This window comes from Streptomyces sp. enrichment culture (assembly GCF_964272855.1).
GTDB lineage: Bacteria > Actinomycetota > Actinomycetes > Streptomycetales > Streptomycetaceae > Streptomyces.
Window position 1 is genome coordinate 3,966,784 of sequence record NZ_OZ186847.1, and the last position, 15,857, is coordinate 3,982,640.

The 15,857-nt window shown below is 68.8% G+C and carries 16 protein-coding genes and 1 tRNA gene; 6 read left to right on the forward strand and 11 right to left on the reverse strand.

Going from position 1 to position 15,857, the window contains the following annotated elements; genetic code table 11:
• Window positions 1-2: 2 nt before the first annotated feature.
• Entirely contained in the window at window positions 3-467 is a 465-nt protein-coding gene (locus ACSU6L_RS17065; protein ID WP_073943214.1) for a GatB/YqeY domain-containing protein, read from the reverse strand.
• Between the two features lie 99 nt (window positions 468-566).
• Between ACSU6L_RS17065 and ACSU6L_RS17070 the strand changes: the two genes are divergently transcribed.
• The 3 genes from ACSU6L_RS17070 (at window position 567) to ACSU6L_RS17080 (ending at window position 2,494) form a co-directional block, all read left to right on the forward strand.
• Window positions 567-1,493 (forward strand): metallophosphoesterase, encoded by a 927-nt coding sequence (locus tag ACSU6L_RS17070; RefSeq protein ID WP_437057748.1) that lies wholly within the window; start codon window positions 567-569, stop codon window positions 1,491-1,493.
• 105 nt (window positions 1,494-1,598) lie between these two features.
• Window positions 1,599-2,387, forward strand: a complete 789-nt coding sequence (locus ACSU6L_RS17075; protein WP_437057750.1) for a Pr6Pr family membrane protein — start codon at window positions 1,599-1,601, stop codon at window positions 2,385-2,387.
• A gap of 33 nt (window positions 2,388-2,420) precedes the next feature.
• A tRNA-Pro gene (locus ACSU6L_RS17080) sits at window positions 2,421-2,494 on the forward strand.
• Between the two features lie 95 nt (window positions 2,495-2,589).
• Here the strand turns inward: ACSU6L_RS17080 and ACSU6L_RS17085 are convergent.
• From ACSU6L_RS17085 to ACSU6L_RS17100, 4 genes are read right to left on the reverse strand one after another with little or no spacing between them, the layout of a single operon-like run.
• A complete protein-coding gene (locus ACSU6L_RS17085) occupies window positions 2,590-3,759 on the reverse strand; it encodes a site-specific integrase (RefSeq protein ID WP_437057752.1) in 1,170 nt (389 codons plus the stop codon).
• On the reverse strand, window positions 3,759-3,944 hold the full coding sequence (locus ACSU6L_RS17090) for a helix-turn-helix domain-containing protein (protein ID WP_437057754.1): 186 nt from the start codon (window positions 3,942-3,944) through the stop codon (window positions 3,759-3,761). Before ACSU6L_RS17090 ends, ACSU6L_RS17085 begins: the two co-directional genes overlap by 1 nt.
• Window positions 3,937-5,328 carry a replication initiator protein RepSA gene (gene repSA / locus ACSU6L_RS17095; RefSeq protein WP_437057756.1) on the reverse strand — a complete coding sequence of 464 codons (1,392 nt, stop codon included), beginning with the start codon at window positions 5,326-5,328 and terminating at the stop codon, window positions 3,937-3,939. The genes ACSU6L_RS17090 and repSA overlap by 8 nt, the downstream gene beginning before the upstream one ends.
• A gap of 29 nt (window positions 5,329-5,357) precedes the next feature.
• The gene (locus ACSU6L_RS17100; protein ID WP_437057758.1) at window positions 5,358-5,696 is read right to left on the reverse strand and encodes a hypothetical protein; all 339 of its coding nucleotides are present in this window, start codon (window positions 5,694-5,696) and stop codon (window positions 5,358-5,360) included.
• Between the two features lie 183 nt (window positions 5,697-5,879).
• Between ACSU6L_RS17100 and ACSU6L_RS17105 the strand changes: the two genes are divergently transcribed.
• Window positions 5,880-6,239 (forward strand): winged helix-turn-helix domain-containing protein, encoded by a 360-nt coding sequence (locus ACSU6L_RS17105; protein ID WP_437057760.1) that lies wholly within the window; start codon window positions 5,880-5,882, stop codon window positions 6,237-6,239.
• Between the two features lie 125 nt (window positions 6,240-6,364).
• Here the strand turns inward: ACSU6L_RS17105 and ACSU6L_RS17110 are convergent, their stop codons facing one another.
• The 4 genes from ACSU6L_RS17110 to ACSU6L_RS17125 all read right to left on the reverse strand — a co-directional run bounded on the left by ACSU6L_RS17110 (window position 6,365) and on the right by ACSU6L_RS17125 (window position 12,406).
• Complete coding sequence (locus ACSU6L_RS17110) at window positions 6,365-7,582, reverse strand: helix-turn-helix domain-containing protein (protein WP_437057762.1); 1,218 nt, start codon at window positions 7,580-7,582, stop codon at window positions 6,365-6,367.
• A gap of 925 nt (window positions 7,583-8,507) precedes the next feature.
• Window positions 8,508-9,680 carry a zinc-dependent alcohol dehydrogenase gene (locus ACSU6L_RS17115; RefSeq protein ID WP_437057764.1) on the reverse strand — a complete coding sequence of 391 codons (1,173 nt, stop codon included), beginning with the start codon at window positions 9,678-9,680 and terminating at the stop codon, window positions 8,508-8,510.
• Window positions 9,677-10,531 (reverse strand): SRPBCC family protein, encoded by an 855-nt coding sequence (locus ACSU6L_RS17120; RefSeq protein ID WP_437057766.1) that lies wholly within the window; start codon window positions 10,529-10,531, stop codon window positions 9,677-9,679. The genes ACSU6L_RS17115 and ACSU6L_RS17120 overlap by 4 nt, the downstream gene beginning before the upstream one ends.
• A gap of 759 nt (window positions 10,532-11,290) precedes the next feature.
• Complete coding sequence (locus ACSU6L_RS17125) at window positions 11,291-12,406, reverse strand: hypothetical protein (RefSeq protein WP_437057768.1); 1,116 nt, start codon at window positions 12,404-12,406, stop codon at window positions 11,291-11,293.
• Window positions 12,407-12,730: 324 nt separating this feature from the next.
• Between ACSU6L_RS17125 and ACSU6L_RS17130 the strand changes: the two genes are divergently transcribed.
• Window positions 12,731-13,093 (forward strand): hypothetical protein, encoded by a 363-nt coding sequence (locus ACSU6L_RS17130; RefSeq protein WP_437057770.1) that lies wholly within the window; start codon window positions 12,731-12,733, stop codon window positions 13,091-13,093.
• Window positions 13,094-13,122: 29 nt separating this feature from the next.
• Here the strand turns inward: ACSU6L_RS17130 and ACSU6L_RS17135 are convergent, their stop codons facing one another.
• Together ACSU6L_RS17135 and ACSU6L_RS17140 are read right to left on the reverse strand one after the other, a co-directional pair.
• Entirely contained in the window at window positions 13,123-14,547 is a 1,425-nt protein-coding gene (locus tag ACSU6L_RS17135; protein ID WP_437057772.1) for an MFS transporter, read from the reverse strand.
• Window positions 14,548-14,675: 128 nt separating this feature from the next.
• A complete protein-coding gene (locus ACSU6L_RS17140) occupies window positions 14,676-14,948 on the reverse strand; it encodes a heavy-metal-associated domain-containing protein (protein ID WP_365513527.1) in 273 nt (90 codons plus the stop codon).
• Between the two features lie 301 nt (window positions 14,949-15,249).
• Between ACSU6L_RS17140 and ACSU6L_RS17145 the strand changes: the two genes are divergently transcribed.
• Window positions 15,250-15,774, forward strand: a complete 525-nt coding sequence (locus ACSU6L_RS17145) for a toxin-antitoxin system HicB family antitoxin (RefSeq protein ID WP_437057774.1) — start codon at window positions 15,250-15,252, stop codon at window positions 15,772-15,774.
• The last annotated feature ends 83 nt before the right edge of the window (window positions 15,775-15,857 follow it).

Consider the following 15,857-nt stretch of genomic DNA (forward strand, 5'->3'; position numbering starts at 1 on the left):
GGTCAGCCCGCGAGGAGCTTCTTCACCGCGGCGGCGACCCGCCCGCCCTCGGCCTGCCCCGCGACCTTCGGGTTCACGATCTTCATGACCGCGCCCATGGCCCGCGGCCCCTCCGCACCGGCGGCCTTGGCCTCCTCGACGGCCTGGGCGACGATCTGGTTCAGCTCCTCGTCGCTGAGCTGCTTGGGCAGGTAGTCGGCCAGCACCTCACCCTCGGCCTTCTCCCGCTCGGCCTGCTCGGCGCGGCCACCCTGCGCGAACGCGTCGGCCGCCTCCCGACGCTTCTTCGCCTCGCGGGTGATCACCTTTTGCACCTCGTCGTCGGAGAGCTCGCGCTTCTCCTTGCCCGCGACCTCCTCCTTGGTGATCGCGGCGAGCGTCAGCCGGAGCGTCGAGGAGCGGAGCTCGTCGCGCTCCTTGATCGCGGCGTTGAGGTCTTCCTGCAGCTTCGACTTGAGCGTGGTCATGGGCTTGATTGTCGCAGGTGTACGACGCCCGACGCCCGCTCATTTATGCGGCCGACGCCCGTCGCGTGGCCGGACCGCCGGGTCTGACACGATGGGCGTATGCGCGCGCGATACGGAGTTCCCCTGGGAATCGCGGCGGTTGGCGCCGCCGGACTGCTTTATTCGGCGGGCTTCGAAGCCCGCTCCTTCCGACTGCGACGGGTGACCGTCCCGGTCCTGCCCCCGGGCATGGGCCCGCTGCGGGTGCTCCAGGTCTCCGACATCCACATGGTCGGCGGGCAGCGCAAGAAGCAGCGCTGGCTGCGCTCGCTGGCCGGCCTGCGCCCGGACTTCGTGATCAACACGGGCGACAACCTGTCCGACCCGGAGGGCGTCCCGGAGGTCCTGGACGCGCTCGGCCCCCTGATGGACTTCCCGGGCGCCTACGTCTTCGGCTCGAACGACTACTACGGCCCCAAGCTCCGCAACCCCGCCCGCTACCTGGTCGAGAAGGTCCAGGGCCGCCACGGCCTGAACGGCAACCCGCCCGCCGTGGGCGCGGTCCACAACCCGTGGGAAGACCTCCGTGACGGCTTCGACGCCGCCGGCTGGCTGAACCTGACCAACACGCGCGGCACGCTGAAGATCGACGGGGTGTCGGTCGAGCTGACCGGCCTGGACGACCCGCACATCAAGCGGGACCGGTACACGCAGGTGGCCGGCGGCCCGTCGGGCACGGCGGACTTCTCGATGGGCGTCGTGCACGCCCCCTACCTGCGCGTCCTCGACTCCTTCACGGCCGACGACTACCCCCTGATCCTCGCCGGCCACACCCACGGCGGCCAGCTCTGCATCCCCTTCTACGGCGCCCTGGTCACCAACTGCGACCTGGACACCGACCGCGTGAAGGGCCTGTCGACCCACACCGTGGACGGCCGTACGTCCTACCTGCACGTCTCGGCGGGCTGCGGAACGAACCGCTACACCCCGGTCCGCTTCGCGTGCCCGCCGGAGGCGACGCTGCTGACGCTGGTGGAACGCAAATGAGCTTGAGCTAGGAGCCAGGACAGGGGCGAAGAAGGCGGATGACCGGGATAACCCACTCGGCCCACCCAAATCGCCCCTTTCGCCTGATCTACCTACCTTGAGGGCATGACCGCCCCGATACCCAGGGACATCCCGGACCTCCCAGCGATCCCGGGCATACCCGGCCTGCTGCCCGCTCCCGTCCCGGCCGCGGCAGTGGTGGCGCCCGCACGCCGCCCCCTGGCCGCCGTGTTCCGCCTGCTCACCGCCCTCACGGCCCTGACCGGCGTGACGATCCACCTCATGCTGGGCAGCCCGCTGAGGGTCCTCGGCTACTTCACCATCCAGAGCAGCATCCTGCTCGCACTGGTCCTGCTGCTCTCGGCCCGCCGCGCATGGACCGCCCGCAACCCGCTGCCGGGCGCCCTGACAGGCGCGGTGCTGGTGTACGCGGTGATCGCCGGCCTGGTGTACCACCTGCTGCTGGCGGACACGGCGACCCCCTTCACCATGACGGACCAGGCGACCGCCTCCCCCACCCTGTGGCACACGGCGGCCAACCACCTCCTGCACACCGTGGTCCCCGCCGCGGCCGTACTGGACTGGCTCCTCCTGACCGCCCCGGGCCGCCTGCACCTGCGCCAGGCCCCCGGCTGGATGCTCTACCCCCTGGCCTACCTGGCGTTCTCCTTCATCCGCGGAGAACTCCTCATCCCCGGCACCCAGGCCCGCTACCTCTACCCCTTCCTCGACGTCGAGGCCCACGGCTACAAGGGCGTCCTCGGCAACGCCCTCCTCCTGGGCCTCTCCATGTACGCCTTCGCCGTCCTCCTCGTGGCCCTCGACCATGCCCGCCCCAACCCGATCCGCCACCGCGCGAAAACCGGATTTCGTCTCCAGCCCCCGGTGGGCTAAAGTAAACGACGTCGCCGCGACAAGCAGCGACACCGGGGTGTAGCGCAGCTTGGCAGCGCGCTTCGTTCGGGACGAAGAGGTCGTGGGTTCAAATCCCGCCACCCCGACAGCCAAGTAGCAGGTCAGAGGGCCCTTACCGATTCGGTGAGGGCCCTCTGGCTTTGCTGCGTGTCTATGTGCGTGACTATGGATTTCTGAGTGTCTACGAGCCTCCCGCGTCGGCGCCGAAGATCCCGTCCATTACGACGGCCCCCGTCTGAATCACGGGCCGGATCTGCTTCCGGTAGACCTCCTCAGTCACGGCCGTCCCGGAGTGCCCGACGAGCCGGGAGATCTCCTCCAGCGGAACGCCCCGATCGGACAGCAGCGACACGAAGCTGTGCCGCAGCTCCCTCGGCGTCCACTCGTCCGCGTTGATCCCTTCGATGCCCTTGAGCGCCTGGCGGAAGGCACGGCGGACATTGGCAGCGTCGAGCGGCTTGCCCACGGCCGAGGAGAAGACGAGGCCGTGTTCCTCCCACTCCTCATCAGCGGCGAGCCGGTCCCACCCCTGATCCTCGAATTGCTGCCAAAGGGCCTCCACGCATCGCGCCGGCAGAGCGAGCGTGCGCCGAGACTTCCGCGTCTTGGTGTCGCCGCTCCGCCGCACCGACCGCCAGACAGCGATATGCGGAGGCTGTGGTGGGTCGAGGTCCGGCCGCCCCTTCAGGAAGACGTGGTCCCAGGTGAGCGCCCGCAGTTCCTCGGTCCGGGCCCCCGTCAGCAGCGCAACGACGATGTAGGCGTACATCGAGGTCCCTTCGGCCCCCTTCAGCACTGCCTCAGCCTGAGCGAAGGTGAGCGCCTTGGAGGGGCGCCCCGCCTGCCCCTGAGGTACCGAGCACAGCTCAACGACGTTCCGCTTCACCTTGTCCCGCGCCATGGCCCGCTTGACCGAGCGGTTCAGGCAGGAGTGGATCCCTTGGAGCGTGCGTGTGCTGAGCGTCTTCGCCTTGGTGGCCAGCCAGCGATCTACGTCCTCCGCGCTCAGGTCACGAAGCTTGCGGGCGCCGAGCGACGGGATGACGTGCTTCTGACTCAGCAGGGTCACGGTCTCGACAGTGCTGGGGTCGAGGCCCGCCAGACCGTACGTCAGCCAGTCCGTCACCGCGTCCTTGACGGTGTAGCCGGTCGGCGCGATGGCAAGGCCGTCTTCGTAGTCGCGCAAGACCTCCTTGAGCTTGGCCTTGGCTTCCGTCTTGGTCTTGCCGCTGGCCCGCTTCACGATCCGCTTGCCGCTGGCGTCGTAGCCGAGACTCGCCGTGGCGATCCAACGCTGCCGCTTCTCATCCCAGTGGAGACCGCCGTCACCCCGGCTCCGTCGCTTCGTCATCAGGCTGCCTTCCCCAGGTCCATACGAGAAGCGAGGTATGTACGCACCGCCTCAGCCGGTATCCGGCGACTACGACCGATGGTTAACGACGGCAGTTCCTTGGTCCGGATGAGGTCGTAGACCTTGGTCCGACCGATCTTCAGTGCGGCCGTGACCTCACGGACCGTCAGGAGTTCGTCAGTCATCCCAGCCCCCCATACCTTGAAGGTCCGTCAGGGCTTCGCGTGCTGTCTCTCGGTTCAGTCGGATCTCCTTTGCGATCGTGGCGGCGAGCCAGGATTCGCCGGGGGTGTGGCCTTGTCCGGCGTAGGTCCAGTGGGCGAGCACGAGCGTGGAGCCCTCCGTGTCGTCGAGGTCTTCGGAGAGTCCGCGTTCGCGGCGTTCCTGGCGGGCGCGGTAGTCGGCGCGGACCTGGCGGAGGGCGCCGAGGGTGGTGGAGTAGCGGCGGGACTTGGTGGAGAAGTGGCCGCGGAAGCCGAGCATGTGAGCCCAGCGGGCGAGCAGCCGTTCCGGGTAGGCGTCGTCCAGGTCCCAGCAGGCTTCGATCAGACGCCGGGTGTGGTCGGGCAGCGGCAGCTGGTCGAGTTCGGACAGCTCCCCGATGCGGTGGTCCACGGTGCCGGTGGTCTCGGCCGCTTTGGTGGCGTACTTGGCCACGTAGGAGGCGACGGCCTGCTCGGTCAGTTCCTCCTGCCCGAGGGCGCCGATGGCCTGGACGTCGACCTGCGAGCCCCAGCGCAGCACGCGATGCGCGAAAGCGCCGGCGGAGGGCACCGGTACGGCGACCCGAGCGGAGGCAGCACGGATCGCGCCGTCCAGGAGGGCAACCGTGGCCCAGGCCGGGGGCGCGGTGTCGGGGCCGTCCGGACCGTCCAGGCGCACCACGGCGTGGAAGTGGACGGAGCCGCGTTTCTGGAACTCGGCGACCTTGCCGAAGGAGACCCGGCACACCGCCTTCATGGCCGTCTGGGTCAGGCCAGCGCGGGCGGCGATCTCCCGGCGGAGGTAGATAGTGAAGCGCCGCCACAGGTCCCCGGCGAAGTTGTTCCAGAGCACCGCCCCGGCGTAGTCGTACGTCTCCGGGTTGAGTGCCGTGCCCAGGACGGGGTCGTCCTCGGCGTGGCTGGTGCCGCAGCGGCACCGGCCGGAGGCGGGCCGGTTGTGGACCGGTCCGAACGAGGGGGCGGTGAGGGTGGCGAAGACGCGGGGGTGATCCCGCACGGTGGCGGGCACGTCCTTGTGTTCGTCGCCGGTGATCCCGGCCCGGATGAGGTGGTAGGTGTCCCCGGCGTAGGTCCAGGCGCAGGCCGGACAGCGGGAGGCCCGCCGGTTGCCGCAGGCGACCCGGAGCATGCCGCCCGGCTCGTTCGCGGTGCTGTACGAGTAGAGGACTTCACCGGTCGCGCGGTCGCGGGTGACGGTCTCGCCCCGCAGCCGGATCGGGTGAGCGCAGCCACCTGTGCGGCGTACCTGTTCCTGCCAGCGGTCGAATCCGGGCGAGTTCGCCACCCGCAGCAGATCAGCGAGGGTAAGCGGGTCGGTACCCAAAGAGGCCGCAGCACCAGCCACGGCCTCAGGGGCGACAGGGAACGTCGCGGTCACGCAGCCACCGCCAGTGGAGCCGGGGACTGGGACACGATCTCGTTCAGGCGAGCGATGTAGGCGGCGAGCCGCTCCTTGGCCCGATCGCTGATCTCGTCCGGGGTGATCGTGCCGGGGGTGTACTCGTTGAGACCGGAGCCGTCGCAGTAGCCGCAGAAGATCTCCAGCAGGGAGTCTTCACCGGCCCATCCGGTGCCGTCGCACTTGATGCAGTCACCCCACGGGCGCGAGGTCAGGAAGTACAGGCACTCGGCGGGGTCGGCGCACCGAACGCCCAGGCAGGCCGGGCAAGCACGCTGAAGCGAGATCTGCACAGTCAGGGGAGAGGCAGGCATGATGGAAGCTCCCTCAGGGGACGAGGGGGCGGCGAATCTGCTTGGCGGTAGGAGCGCCGCCCCCGGCTGAGACAGGCAAAGCAACCTGTCTAACTTCTCTTGTGTTACCTAGATTAGTTGCCTCAAGGCTCTACGCAAGACCTGGGGGCAGATTTCTTTAGGTCACTTAGGTAACCTGGAGGCGTGACCGTGAGCCAGGACGACCCGCGCAGCGCCTACGAGCAGGTAGCCGACGACCTTCGCCGGAAGATCGCATCGGGAGCGCTAAAGCCTGGGCAGAGGCTCGACGGGAACGCCAAGATGGCGGAGCACTACGGCGTTGCCGCAATGACCATCCGCCATGCGCTCGACATCCTTCGCGGCGAACGACTGATCGTCAGCCAGCAAGGACGCGGAACCTTCGTAGCCAGCGACCCGGTAACCACGGACTCAGCCGTGCCGGACAGCGCCATGGCCGACGAGCTGAGCGAGATTAAGGCCGCCCTAGACCTGATCAACTCGCGGCTTGATCGGCTCGAACACCGGGTTCGCGAGCGTCACTGATCGAGGAAGACAGCCGTTCAACGCGCTGGGTGGCTTCGGCGAGCTTCCTCCTGATGTCGTGCAGCTCAACTAATAACCGTGCCCTGTCCGCGACCCTCACGGCCGTCTCCCCCTCTCAGTTGTGATCAGCCCAGCTTCATGCTCGTGGCGAGGCGCCGAATCTCCGCCGAGTGCGCGTGCCGATCCGACGACCTGAGGTCATCAACGAGGTTGCGGGCGATCGGCCTGTTACGCACGTGCTGAGGGGCGATCCCATCGGCCTTCAAAATCGCGTCCGCAGCGAGAGCAGGTTTGCCGTTCATCATCTGCCCGACAGCGGTGCAGACCCAGAAGTGCGACTGTCGCTCGCCCGACGCGATGCGCTCGATGCCGACCAGCTCGGCCCGCGAGAGCACGTCGCGGGGATGCCCCAGCTCCAAACTCACCTCCACAGAATGGATCTCCGCGTTAACGGCGTTGAACTGCGTCTGGAAGACGTTCCCGTCCTCCGCTACGCCGGCGGCTGCTTGGCGGGCCTCAGCTAGGTGCGACTCCGCCTCCGAGCGATCCCAGAGCCGAGACCAAGCAACCGCCGCACGAAGATGCATCGCACCCCACAGCGAGCGCACAGCCTGATCAGCAGTGGACATATGCGGTTCGAGATCATCGAGGGCCTTGCGAGCCATGTCCCGCGCCGCTCCCAGCTCGCCCTCATGCAGCCAGACGCCGCACAGATCCCAACGTGCCGCAGCGCGGAGGACCGGAGAATCCGCCCGCTCAGCAGCCACCAGTTCGCGCTGAACGGCGCTCCACCCTAGGTCGTGATGCCCGAGCAGATTGGAGGAGACGCGCGCCATATGACTTGCCCGGAGCATGAGCGCTTCGGCACGCGGTACATCCTCACCTCCGGCCACGTCGCAGAGGACGACCAGGTCACGAAGAATCTGCGGGAGAACATCCCCCAGTGCCGTGAACTTGGCATCCTGCCTCAGCCTTTCGGCAGCCTCTACCCGGGCCGTGAGGTCGAGGAGGGTGGGGGGATGAGCCGCCGTAATGAGGGCCGCCCCGCCGGGCATCGTCGCCTGTTGGAGTGCAAGGCGGAGGCCGGGGATGGAGGAGTGTCCCGAGTCGAGTTCCGAAGTCTCGTGCCGGTACGGCTGTCCAGTTAGCTCTATGACCTCCACGCCGAGAACCTCGGCGAGCTGACCGAGAACGCTCATGCGATCCAGCGGCAAGCGCCCGGTTTCGATCTTGGATACCCAGCTCACGGAGCGATCGACAGCGACAGCCAGTTGCGCTTGATCCCAGCCGAGGCGGCGCCGGGCCCTTGCGACACGCTGCCCCGTTGTCAGTTCCCTCATCATGGGTTCCCTTCGACACTACGACGGTACCCACGCCGATTCGTGGCGCTGTCAGTAAAAGTGACAGTGGACGCTCGAACCGCCCCCAGACAGACCGGAGTTACGGATTTCTCTACCTCATCAAGCCCCGGCTGCGCTCCGCTCCGCCGGGCGCGCTTCCCGGCTCCGCTCCGCGCGCCGCTCCTGCCTCCGGCCCGCTCCGCGCGGGCTGCGCCGACGCGCGCCCACGTGTGGATAGGGCCGGTGGCCATGCGGGAGCCCCCGACATACCCCGATGGGGGGCGGTCGGCTCCACGACTTTAGCCAGCCACTTTGGCGCGAGCCTCGAAGATCAGGGCCCAAAATCGGGCACTAACGGGCAGGTCCACAAGCCTGCCCGATCCGCGGGCTAGCGTAATGGGCCCTGATCACTCGCGCCAAAGCAGCTCCAGGCCAAAGTCGCTCCGCCGACCTCACGCCGCCGTCAGCGCTCAGGCTGGCGGGGCGGAGAAGTGGGCAGGGAGGTGTGAGGTGATGGGGGTAGGTGAGTGTCTAAGTGAGTGACAACGGCGGCGAACAACGCCGAACAAGCACGAACGACCGTGAACCATCGCAGCAGGTCAACGACTCAATCGCCCCTGGTCCTGCCATCACATGAGTTGCTTCGGGACGAAGAGGTCGTGGGTTCAAATCCCGCCACCCCGACGCTGGTCAGAGGCCACATACGAACTTTCGTATGTGGCCTCTGTCGTGCGTGCAGCAGCGAAATACAGCAACCGCCATGACTCTTGCCGGCCGTCCAGGAGCGAGGCGCAGGTGTGGCGGGTGTCGTGCACGCGGATATGGCGGACGCCGGCGCGCTCACAGCGGCGGTCGAACTCACGGGTGAAGTTCCTCGGCTCGGCCGGGCTGGTGCGGCCGTTTCGAATCCCCAGGGCCGGCACGGCCCTCACGGTGTGAGGACGACCTTCTCGCAGCGGTCCTTCTTGTTCTTGAACAGGTCGTAGCCGGTCGGCGCCTCGGTCAGGGGCAGCCGGTGGGTGATGACCCGGGTGGGGTCGATCTTGCCCTGCTCGATCAGGCCCAGCAGCGGTTTCATGTACTTGTGCACGTGGCACTGCCCGGTGCGCAGGGTCAGGGACCTGTTCATCCACGCGCCCGCCGGGAACTTGTCGATCAGTCCGCCGTAGACGCCGATGACCGACACCACGCCGCCGCTGCGGCAGGACAGGATGGCCTGGCGCAGGGCGTGTGGCCGGTCGGTCTCGGAGCGGACGGCCTGCTTGGCGCGGTCGTAGAGGTGGACGTGGGAGGCACCGTGTGTGGCCTCCATGCCGACCGCGTCGATGCACTTGTCGGGACCCCGGCCGCCGGTGAGCTCGAGCAGTGCCGACCGTACGTCGGTGTCCTCGAAGTCGATGGTGGTGTAGCCCTGGGCGGCGGCCATGTCGAGCCGGTAGGTCTCCTTGTCGATCGCGATGACCTTCTCCGCGCCCAGGACCCGGGCGCTGTCCATGGCGAACTGGCCGACCGGACCGGCACCCCAGACGGCGATGACGTCACCTTCTTGGATGTCGCACATCTCGGCGCCCATGTACCCGGTCGGCAGGATGTCGGACAGGAACAGCACCTGCTCGTCGGTGAGCTCCGACCCGATCTTCAGGACGTTGGCGTCGGCGAGCACCACGCGGGCGTACTCGGCCTGGCCGCCGGCGAAGCCGCCGGTGAGGTGGGAGTAGCCGTAGATGCCGGCGGTGGGGTGGCCGAAGAGCTTCTCCGAGATGCCGGCGTTGGGGTTGGTGTTCTCGCAGCACGAGTACAGCTCCGCGTGGCAGGACGCGCAGGCGCCGCACGCGATGGGGAAGGGTACGACGACCCGGTCGCCGACGCGGAGTTTGTCGCTGACGCCGGGGCCGACCTCGACGATCTCTCCCATGAACTCGTGGCCCAGGATGTCGCCCTTTTCCATGGTGGGGACGTAGCCGTCGAGCAGATGGAGGTCGGAGCCGCAGATCGCCGTCGAGGTGATCTTCACGATGGCGTCGCGGCTGTTCAGGATCGATGGTTCCGGGACGTCCTGCACCTCGACCGCGTTGCGTCCCGTCCAGCAGTTCGCCTTCATGCCAGGGCCTCCTTCAGTTCGTCCTCGGTCAGCGGTCGGGCCGGGTGCTGCGGGAACTCTCCGCGGGCCCGCTTGCCGCCGGGCGCGCCCTCGGAGCGGACGACCTCGCCGATCTCCACGATCTGCTTGAAGCGGCGCAGGTCGTCGTCCAGCTGCTGATGCGGTTCCTCGCCGAAGTAGCGCGCCGCGGCCTTGCCCAGCTCCCCGCCGGGCAGGGCGTAGCGCAAGGTCACCCGGATCTCCGTGCCCCGGCCACCGGGAGCGGCCCCGAAGCGGACCTCGCCGGAGTTGTCGACGTCGGCGCCGTCCACCGACCGCCAGGCGATCAGCCGGCCGGGTTCGTCCTGCGTAATCTCGGCGTCCCATTCGACCGCCTTGCCGAACGGCGCGCCGGCCCGCCAGTGACTGGTGCGCGGACCGGTGACGCGCACCTCGTCCAGGTGCGCCATGAAGTCCGGCAGTCGCTTCAGGTCCTTCCAGAGGGCGTAGACCTCGCCCGGGGATCGGGTGACGGTGGTGGCCGCGGTCAGTTCCATGGGGGTGCTCCTGCGGGTGCGGGTCACGGCCGCATAGACGTCCGTGGCCGTGATGGCGGTGACCGCGGCGGTCGCGGCAACGGTGCGGCCCAGGCCGCGACCGTTGTGGTTCCTCAGGGCCCGGGTCAGCATCGTCAGATCCATGAGGTCGCCACCGACGCGGCCCCAGAGCCAGACGGGATGCGGCCGTCCCAGCAGCCCGGTCGCCGCCGCCAGCTCGCGCACACCGACGGCGGTCGTGACCGAGCGGTGCCGGGAGGTGTCTTCCACGCCCACGGCCCGGGCGAAGCCCGCCGGGGCGACGACCTGGGGCACGCCCACAAGCGCACTGGCCCAGCCGAGGCCACGCACGAGCGAATCGTGCCGTAGGCGGGAGGTGGAACGGGTGTCCGTTGTCATGAGTGCTCCCCACGTGCGGTGAGGTGAACGGAAGACGAGCCACTTCAGAAGGAAGGTGAAGGGCGTATGGCAGACAACGCCGGAGTTTCCGCGTGGTCCGGTTGGGTGGCGGGGCCCTCCGTTCACCCTCCCGAGCCGACTGCGGCCCATCGCCGCTGCCCAGGTGTGACGGCAGCCAGGCGACGACGGCCCCTTCAACGCCCCGGCCGGAGCCGGGGTTGGGTGGACGCCGCTCGTCGGCCGGCCCGGTCCGGGGGTGGCGGACGGCCCGGGGTCCTTACTGTCTGTGGCCGTTGCCGTGTCCGTTGGGGTGCAGGACCACCTTCGCGTCCGGTACGTCCTTCACCGTGACCGTTCGCGGTCCTTCATATACCGCTGCTTTCATGATGACTTCCCTTGGTGTCGCGGCATGACCGCGGCACGGCGATGATGAGACGGCTCAAAGAGGCCGACTCGCCCGACTCTCGGAAGTTGCTACGGGTCCGTGGCTCCGGCACGCCGCTGCGGGCCGTTCTCCCGGATCAGGTGGAACGGTGTCCACCGCGGACCCGCCAGGAGGAGCGCCGCCCCTCCGGCAGCACGTCGTGCGAGTCCCCGTCGGCCTCCGGCGCGAAACAGTCGTGCACCGATCGATCGCGGATTCTTCGCATCCAGCCCGCCGGCTCAGGTCACCAGCTAGTCCTGGTCGTTCTTGAGCATGCGGCGACGTTCCTGTTCACGCTTGGAAAAGGCGGCTGCCCGGATCGCCTCGTCACTCTCCAAGCCCGATCCCAGCGCGCCGCCCACCGTGGCGACCGAAGCGACGAACCACGCCAGCGTCCAGTAATCCGTGGCGTGCAGCGGGGTTCGTGTCACGGAGGCGAAGACTCGGTCGTTGAGGATGAAAAGCGCCCACACCAAATTGATGACCAGCAAACCCGCGTAGCAGACGATCACCCCGATACCCACGGTCATGACCGTGGACGCGTTGTACAGAGCCGTCCTCTTCCTCTCCTCCGGCGAGGCCTCCGATGATCGATGCCACAGGTGCGCATCCACGATCAGCCAGCCGATCATGAGTACGACGGACCCGACCGTGGCGATCACGAGCCGGCGCGTGTCCAGGGCCACGGCCAGACTCCAGAGTGTCGAGTTCACGGTGGCGATCGCTCCTGCGGCGAGTGCGGCCGCCAAGGCCTTCGAGAGGCCCGGGATCAACCTCCACGGCCGGTTGGCGCGAACCATACCGCCGAGCACCCTCAGGTAACCGCGCGGTCCGCTGACGACGTACCGGAGATCAGCGGTCTCGTCCTCGCCGATCGGGCCCGGATGAACAGGCGCGAGACGACTGGCGAAACGTCCCAGCGACTGACGCTGGGCAGGCTCCTCGGCGTCAGTGGCTCGCGGACTCGCCAAGCTGAGCACGGCTTCCTCAACCGCCCGGCGGGCCCGTCTCTGGAAACGCAGGCCCCCCAGCGACGGAAGGGACAGCAGCGCCAAGCCGTGTTCGTGACTCAGGTCGACGACGAGCTTGCGTCCGTGTGAGTGCAGCGGAAGGTCGGTGATGGCCACGACTATGTCCCAATGCTCCGCACGCCCGCGGTCCATGATCCGGCGCGTCAACGTGGACAGGTCCTCGGTCCCTGCGGTGAAGGGCTCACTGACCACCTCGACGTCGAACCGTCGCCCCCGGCCCGACTTGTCCGCGAGCCGAGCAGGGAGTACGCCGGCCATGTGCTGCGCGACGTCTGTCGGCGCGTCCGGATCCGCCAGGAGAGCGACGACGGTAACGCCCTGCGACGACTCACCCATGACGGCCCCTTCCCGTCGGCTGCCCTGGCGTTCAGCAGTGCCCGGAATGTCCCCGATATAACGTCGGCGCCCCATGACCCGAGAGCCCACCATCGGCAGGCAGACAGGGACGGACTTCGTAGGCTGAGGAGGAGGCCAGACCGACGAAGGCGCGCCCGCGGCCTACGAGTGACGGGCGTCCCCGAACTGGCCGGCCAGTTCGGGAGGAAGAGGTCGTGGGTTCAAATCCCGCCACCCCCGACAGCCAAGCAGTAGCCAGAGGGCCCTTACCGATTCGGTGCGGGCCCTCTGGCTTTGCTGAGTTTCACCAGGGAAGATCAGCACATGGACACAGCCGCGCCGCGTGGTTCCGGTGGCTGCTCGGTCTTCGGTGTCGCGGTGGCCGCGGCAGTCCTCACCACCGTGTGGTGGGGGCTCACCGCGCTGCTGTCCGAGAACTTCGGGAACGACTGCCTCTTCTACTTCGGCGTCGACGGACCGCGGGCCGAACACTGTTACCTGGTCAACGACCGGGCGGAGGCATGGCTCCCCCGACTGGTGTCGGCCGCGTGGACCAGTGCGGTGCTGGTGCTGTGCCTGCCGCGCCGGTTTCCTCTGGGGCGGCGCACCGCCGTCGGCGTCACCGTCGCCTGCCTGATCGCCGCCGTGGCGCTCGGGGGCCACGCGGTAGCCGTTTCCTCGCCGTGAGGGGCTGCCGGAAGGTGGCCGTGGTCCGGTCAGACAGGCACCTTCTCCTCCGTCGTCGGGCTCGGCTGGGCGGAGTTCTCCGGGCGCATCATCAGCAGGGTGGTCAGCCCGGCGATGGCGGCGATCGCGGCGGCGGTCAGGAAGGCTGTGCCGTAGGCGTCGGTGAGGGTGGTGGGGTCGCCGAGTCGGTCGGCTCCCTGGGAGGTGGCCAGGGCGGTGAGGGCGGCGAGGCCCAGGGCCGAGCCCACCTGGTAGGTGGTGTTGACGATGCCGGAGGCCAGGCCCGCCTGTTCCTGAGGGGCGCCTGACATGGCGGCCATCATCGCCGGGATGTACGCCAGCGACATGCCGAGCGCGGCGACGAGTGATGCGGGCAGGACGTCGACGGCGAAGGTGCCGGTCGGCTCCGCGGCCGACAGCCACAGCAGTCCGAGCGCGAGGACCAGGAGACCGCCGCCGATCAGCGGCCTGGCGCCGAAGCGGCCCAGCAGCCGTGCGGTGATCGCCGTCATGAAGACCATCAGCAGGCCGGTCATCGGGAGCAGTGCGGCGCCGGAGGCGAAGGCCCCGTATCCGAGGACCTGCTGCAGGTAGAGGTTGAGGAAGTACCACATGGGGATCCACGCGGCCCCGAGCAGCGTCATCGCCAGGTTGGCCGAGCCGAGGCGCGGCACCCGCCAGATGCCGAGCGGCATCAGCGGTTCGCGCACGGTCCGTTGCACGACGAGGAACAGTGCCAGCAGTGCTGCGGCTCCGCCCAGTTCGAGCAGGGTCTGCGTGGATGCCCAGCCGGCCTCCGGGGCTCGTACGACCGCGAAGACGGCCAACGCCAGGCCGGCGGTGACGGTGACGGCACCGAGCACGTCGACGGAGCCGCGGCGGGGCGGCACGGCCGGGAGCAGGCCGGTGGCCGCGAGGGTGGCGACGCCTATGGGGATGTAGACGATGAACACCCATGGCCAGCTGAGCCACTCGGTGAACACTCCGCCGAGGAAGACGCCGGCCGTGCCGCCCGCGGGTGCGGCCGCGCCGTACAGCGCCATGGCCTTGCCCAGCTCACGTGGGTCGTGGGCGAACAGGATCATCAGCAGGGTCATGGCCGACGGGGCGATGAGCGCTCCGCCGACGCCCTGGACGGCTCGGCCGAGCACCTCCACCCATGCGGTCTGGGCCGCGGCCGCGACGACCGAGCCAGCGATCAGCACCACCCAGCCCGCCGTGAAGACCCGGCGGGCGCCGAGCAGGTCGGACAGCCGGCCGCCGAGCAGCAGCAGGCCGCCGAAGGCGATGACGTAGGCGTTGAACACCCATTGCAGGTCGCCCGGTGTGAAGCCGAGGTCCCGCTGCATCTCGGGGAGGGCCACCCCGATGATCGAGGTGTCCATGATGACCATGAACTGTGCCGCGGCCAGGACCCCTAGGGCCCACCAACGGCGTGGATTGACGGCTGACATGGCCGGCCTCTCTTGTGGAGGAGGAGAGTTGGAGGGGGTGACCGGGCCGGGGCGCAGTGGTCCCCGGCCCGGTCAGGTGATCGTTCAGATCGTTCGGATCGCTCAGCTCGTGCAGATCGTGCAGGCGTTCAGGCGGGTACGCGGCCCGCGAAGTCGTAGCCGGCTTCGTCGACGGTCTTGGCGATCAGCTCGTCGAACGCCTGGTCCGCCTCGGCGGCGGTCGTCACGGTGACCAGTCCGGTCCCGATCTCGACCTTCACGGAGGTCACGTCACCCAGCGCGCTCACGGCGTCGGTGACGACGCCCTGGCAGTGCGCACTGCCGATTCCCTGGACCTTGTAGACGACCTGCGTGGCGGCGCCGGTGTGGCAGCTTCCGTTCGGGGTGCAGCAGCCCGACATGAGATCCTCCTCGATCGCTCATTCACATACCCCTAGGGGGTATCTCGGTGAGACATGTATACCCCCGGGGGGTACATATGGCAAGGGAGTTGGAGCGGTTACGTTCACCGGCCCGGCGGCGCGGACGATCGGGGGGCGCCACACGGTGCCACGTGATGCCACGTGGTGCCGTTTGGTGCCGCGTGGCGCCATGCGGTGTCAGCTGCGCGCTTCTGCAGGTTGGGGGCCGGCAGCAGGTCCGTGCGACTCATGGCGCCGTCCAGGGTTGCGCATGGCGCCATCATGGTGCCATCATGGCGTCATGGACCTCACCCCGTACGTCGACTCCCTCCGCCGCGAACTCGCGGTGGCCGCCGAAGCCGGCGGTGACGAAGCTCGCGAGCTGGCCGAGAGGCTCACCGCTCCTCTGGAATCGGCGACTCGGCTGACCATGCTCAACGTGCTCTCCGCCGCGATGGACGAGATCACCCGCGAACTCGCCCCCGGCTCCGTCGACGTACGGCTGCGCGGGCTCGACCCCGATTTCGTGGTGACCCGGCCGCCCACCGACAGCGGCACCGCCGTGGAGCCGAACGCGCCCGCCGAACCGTTCAGGGCCCCGGCCCCGGTGCCGGCCGAAGGCGACGAAGGCGGTACCGCTCGCGTCAATCTGCGGCTGCCGGCCCACCTCAAGGCGCGTGCCGAGGAGGCCGCGAGCCGGGAGGGGCTGTCGGTCAACGCCTGGCTGGTGCGGGCCGTGTCGGCCGCGGTCGACGGTGGTGCGCGGCCGCGTACGCCGGAGAAGACCCAGAACGTCGGACAGAGCTTCACGGGCTGGGTGCGCTAGCCGCACCCCCGCCCGCACCGCACCGCACCGCACTGCGGCGCACTCCACCGCACTGCACCTGAACTCGCACTGCAATCGCAGCA

Coding starts and splice junctions, on each gene's coding strand:
- ACSU6L_RS17070 (WP_437057748.1), top strand. CDS start 567: ATGCGCGCGCGATACGGAGTTCCCCTGGGAATCGCGGCGGTTGGCGCC.
- ACSU6L_RS17145 (WP_437057774.1), top strand. CDS start 15,250: ATGGACCTCACCCCGTACGTCGACTCCCTCCGCCGCGAACTCGCGGTG.
- ACSU6L_RS17125 (WP_437057768.1), bottom strand. CDS start 12,406: ATGGGTGAGTCGTCGCAGGGCGTTACCGTCGTCGCTCTCCTGGCGGAT.
- ACSU6L_RS17135 (WP_437057772.1), bottom strand. CDS start 14,547: ATGTCAGCCGTCAATCCACGCCGTTGGTGGGCCCTAGGGGTCCTGGCC.
- ACSU6L_RS17065 (WP_073943214.1), bottom strand. CDS start 467: ATGACCACGCTCAAGTCGAAGCTGCAGGAAGACCTCAACGCCGCGATC.
- ACSU6L_RS17115 (WP_437057764.1), bottom strand. CDS start 9,680: ATGAAGGCGAACTGCTGGACGGGACGCAACGCGGTCGAGGTGCAGGAC.
- ACSU6L_RS17110 (WP_437057762.1), bottom strand. CDS start 7,582: ATGATGAGGGAACTGACAACGGGGCAGCGTGTCGCAAGGGCCCGGCGC.
- ACSU6L_RS17090 (WP_437057754.1), bottom strand. CDS start 3,944: ATGACTGACGAACTCCTGACGGTCCGTGAGGTCACGGCCGCACTGAAG.
- ACSU6L_RS17140 (WP_365513527.1), bottom strand. CDS start 14,948: ATGTCGGGCTGCTGCACCCCGAACGGAAGCTGCCACACCGGCGCCGCC.
- ACSU6L_RS17075 (WP_437057750.1), top strand. CDS start 1,599: ATGACCGCCCCGATACCCAGGGACATCCCGGACCTCCCAGCGATCCCG.
- ACSU6L_RS17100 (WP_437057758.1), bottom strand. CDS start 5,696: ATGCCTGCCTCTCCCCTGACTGTGCAGATCTCGCTTCAGCGTGCTTGC.
- ACSU6L_RS17130 (WP_437057770.1), top strand. CDS start 12,731: ATGGACACAGCCGCGCCGCGTGGTTCCGGTGGCTGCTCGGTCTTCGGT.
- ACSU6L_RS17085 (WP_437057752.1), bottom strand. CDS start 3,759: ATGACGAAGCGACGGAGCCGGGGTGACGGCGGTCTCCACTGGGATGAG.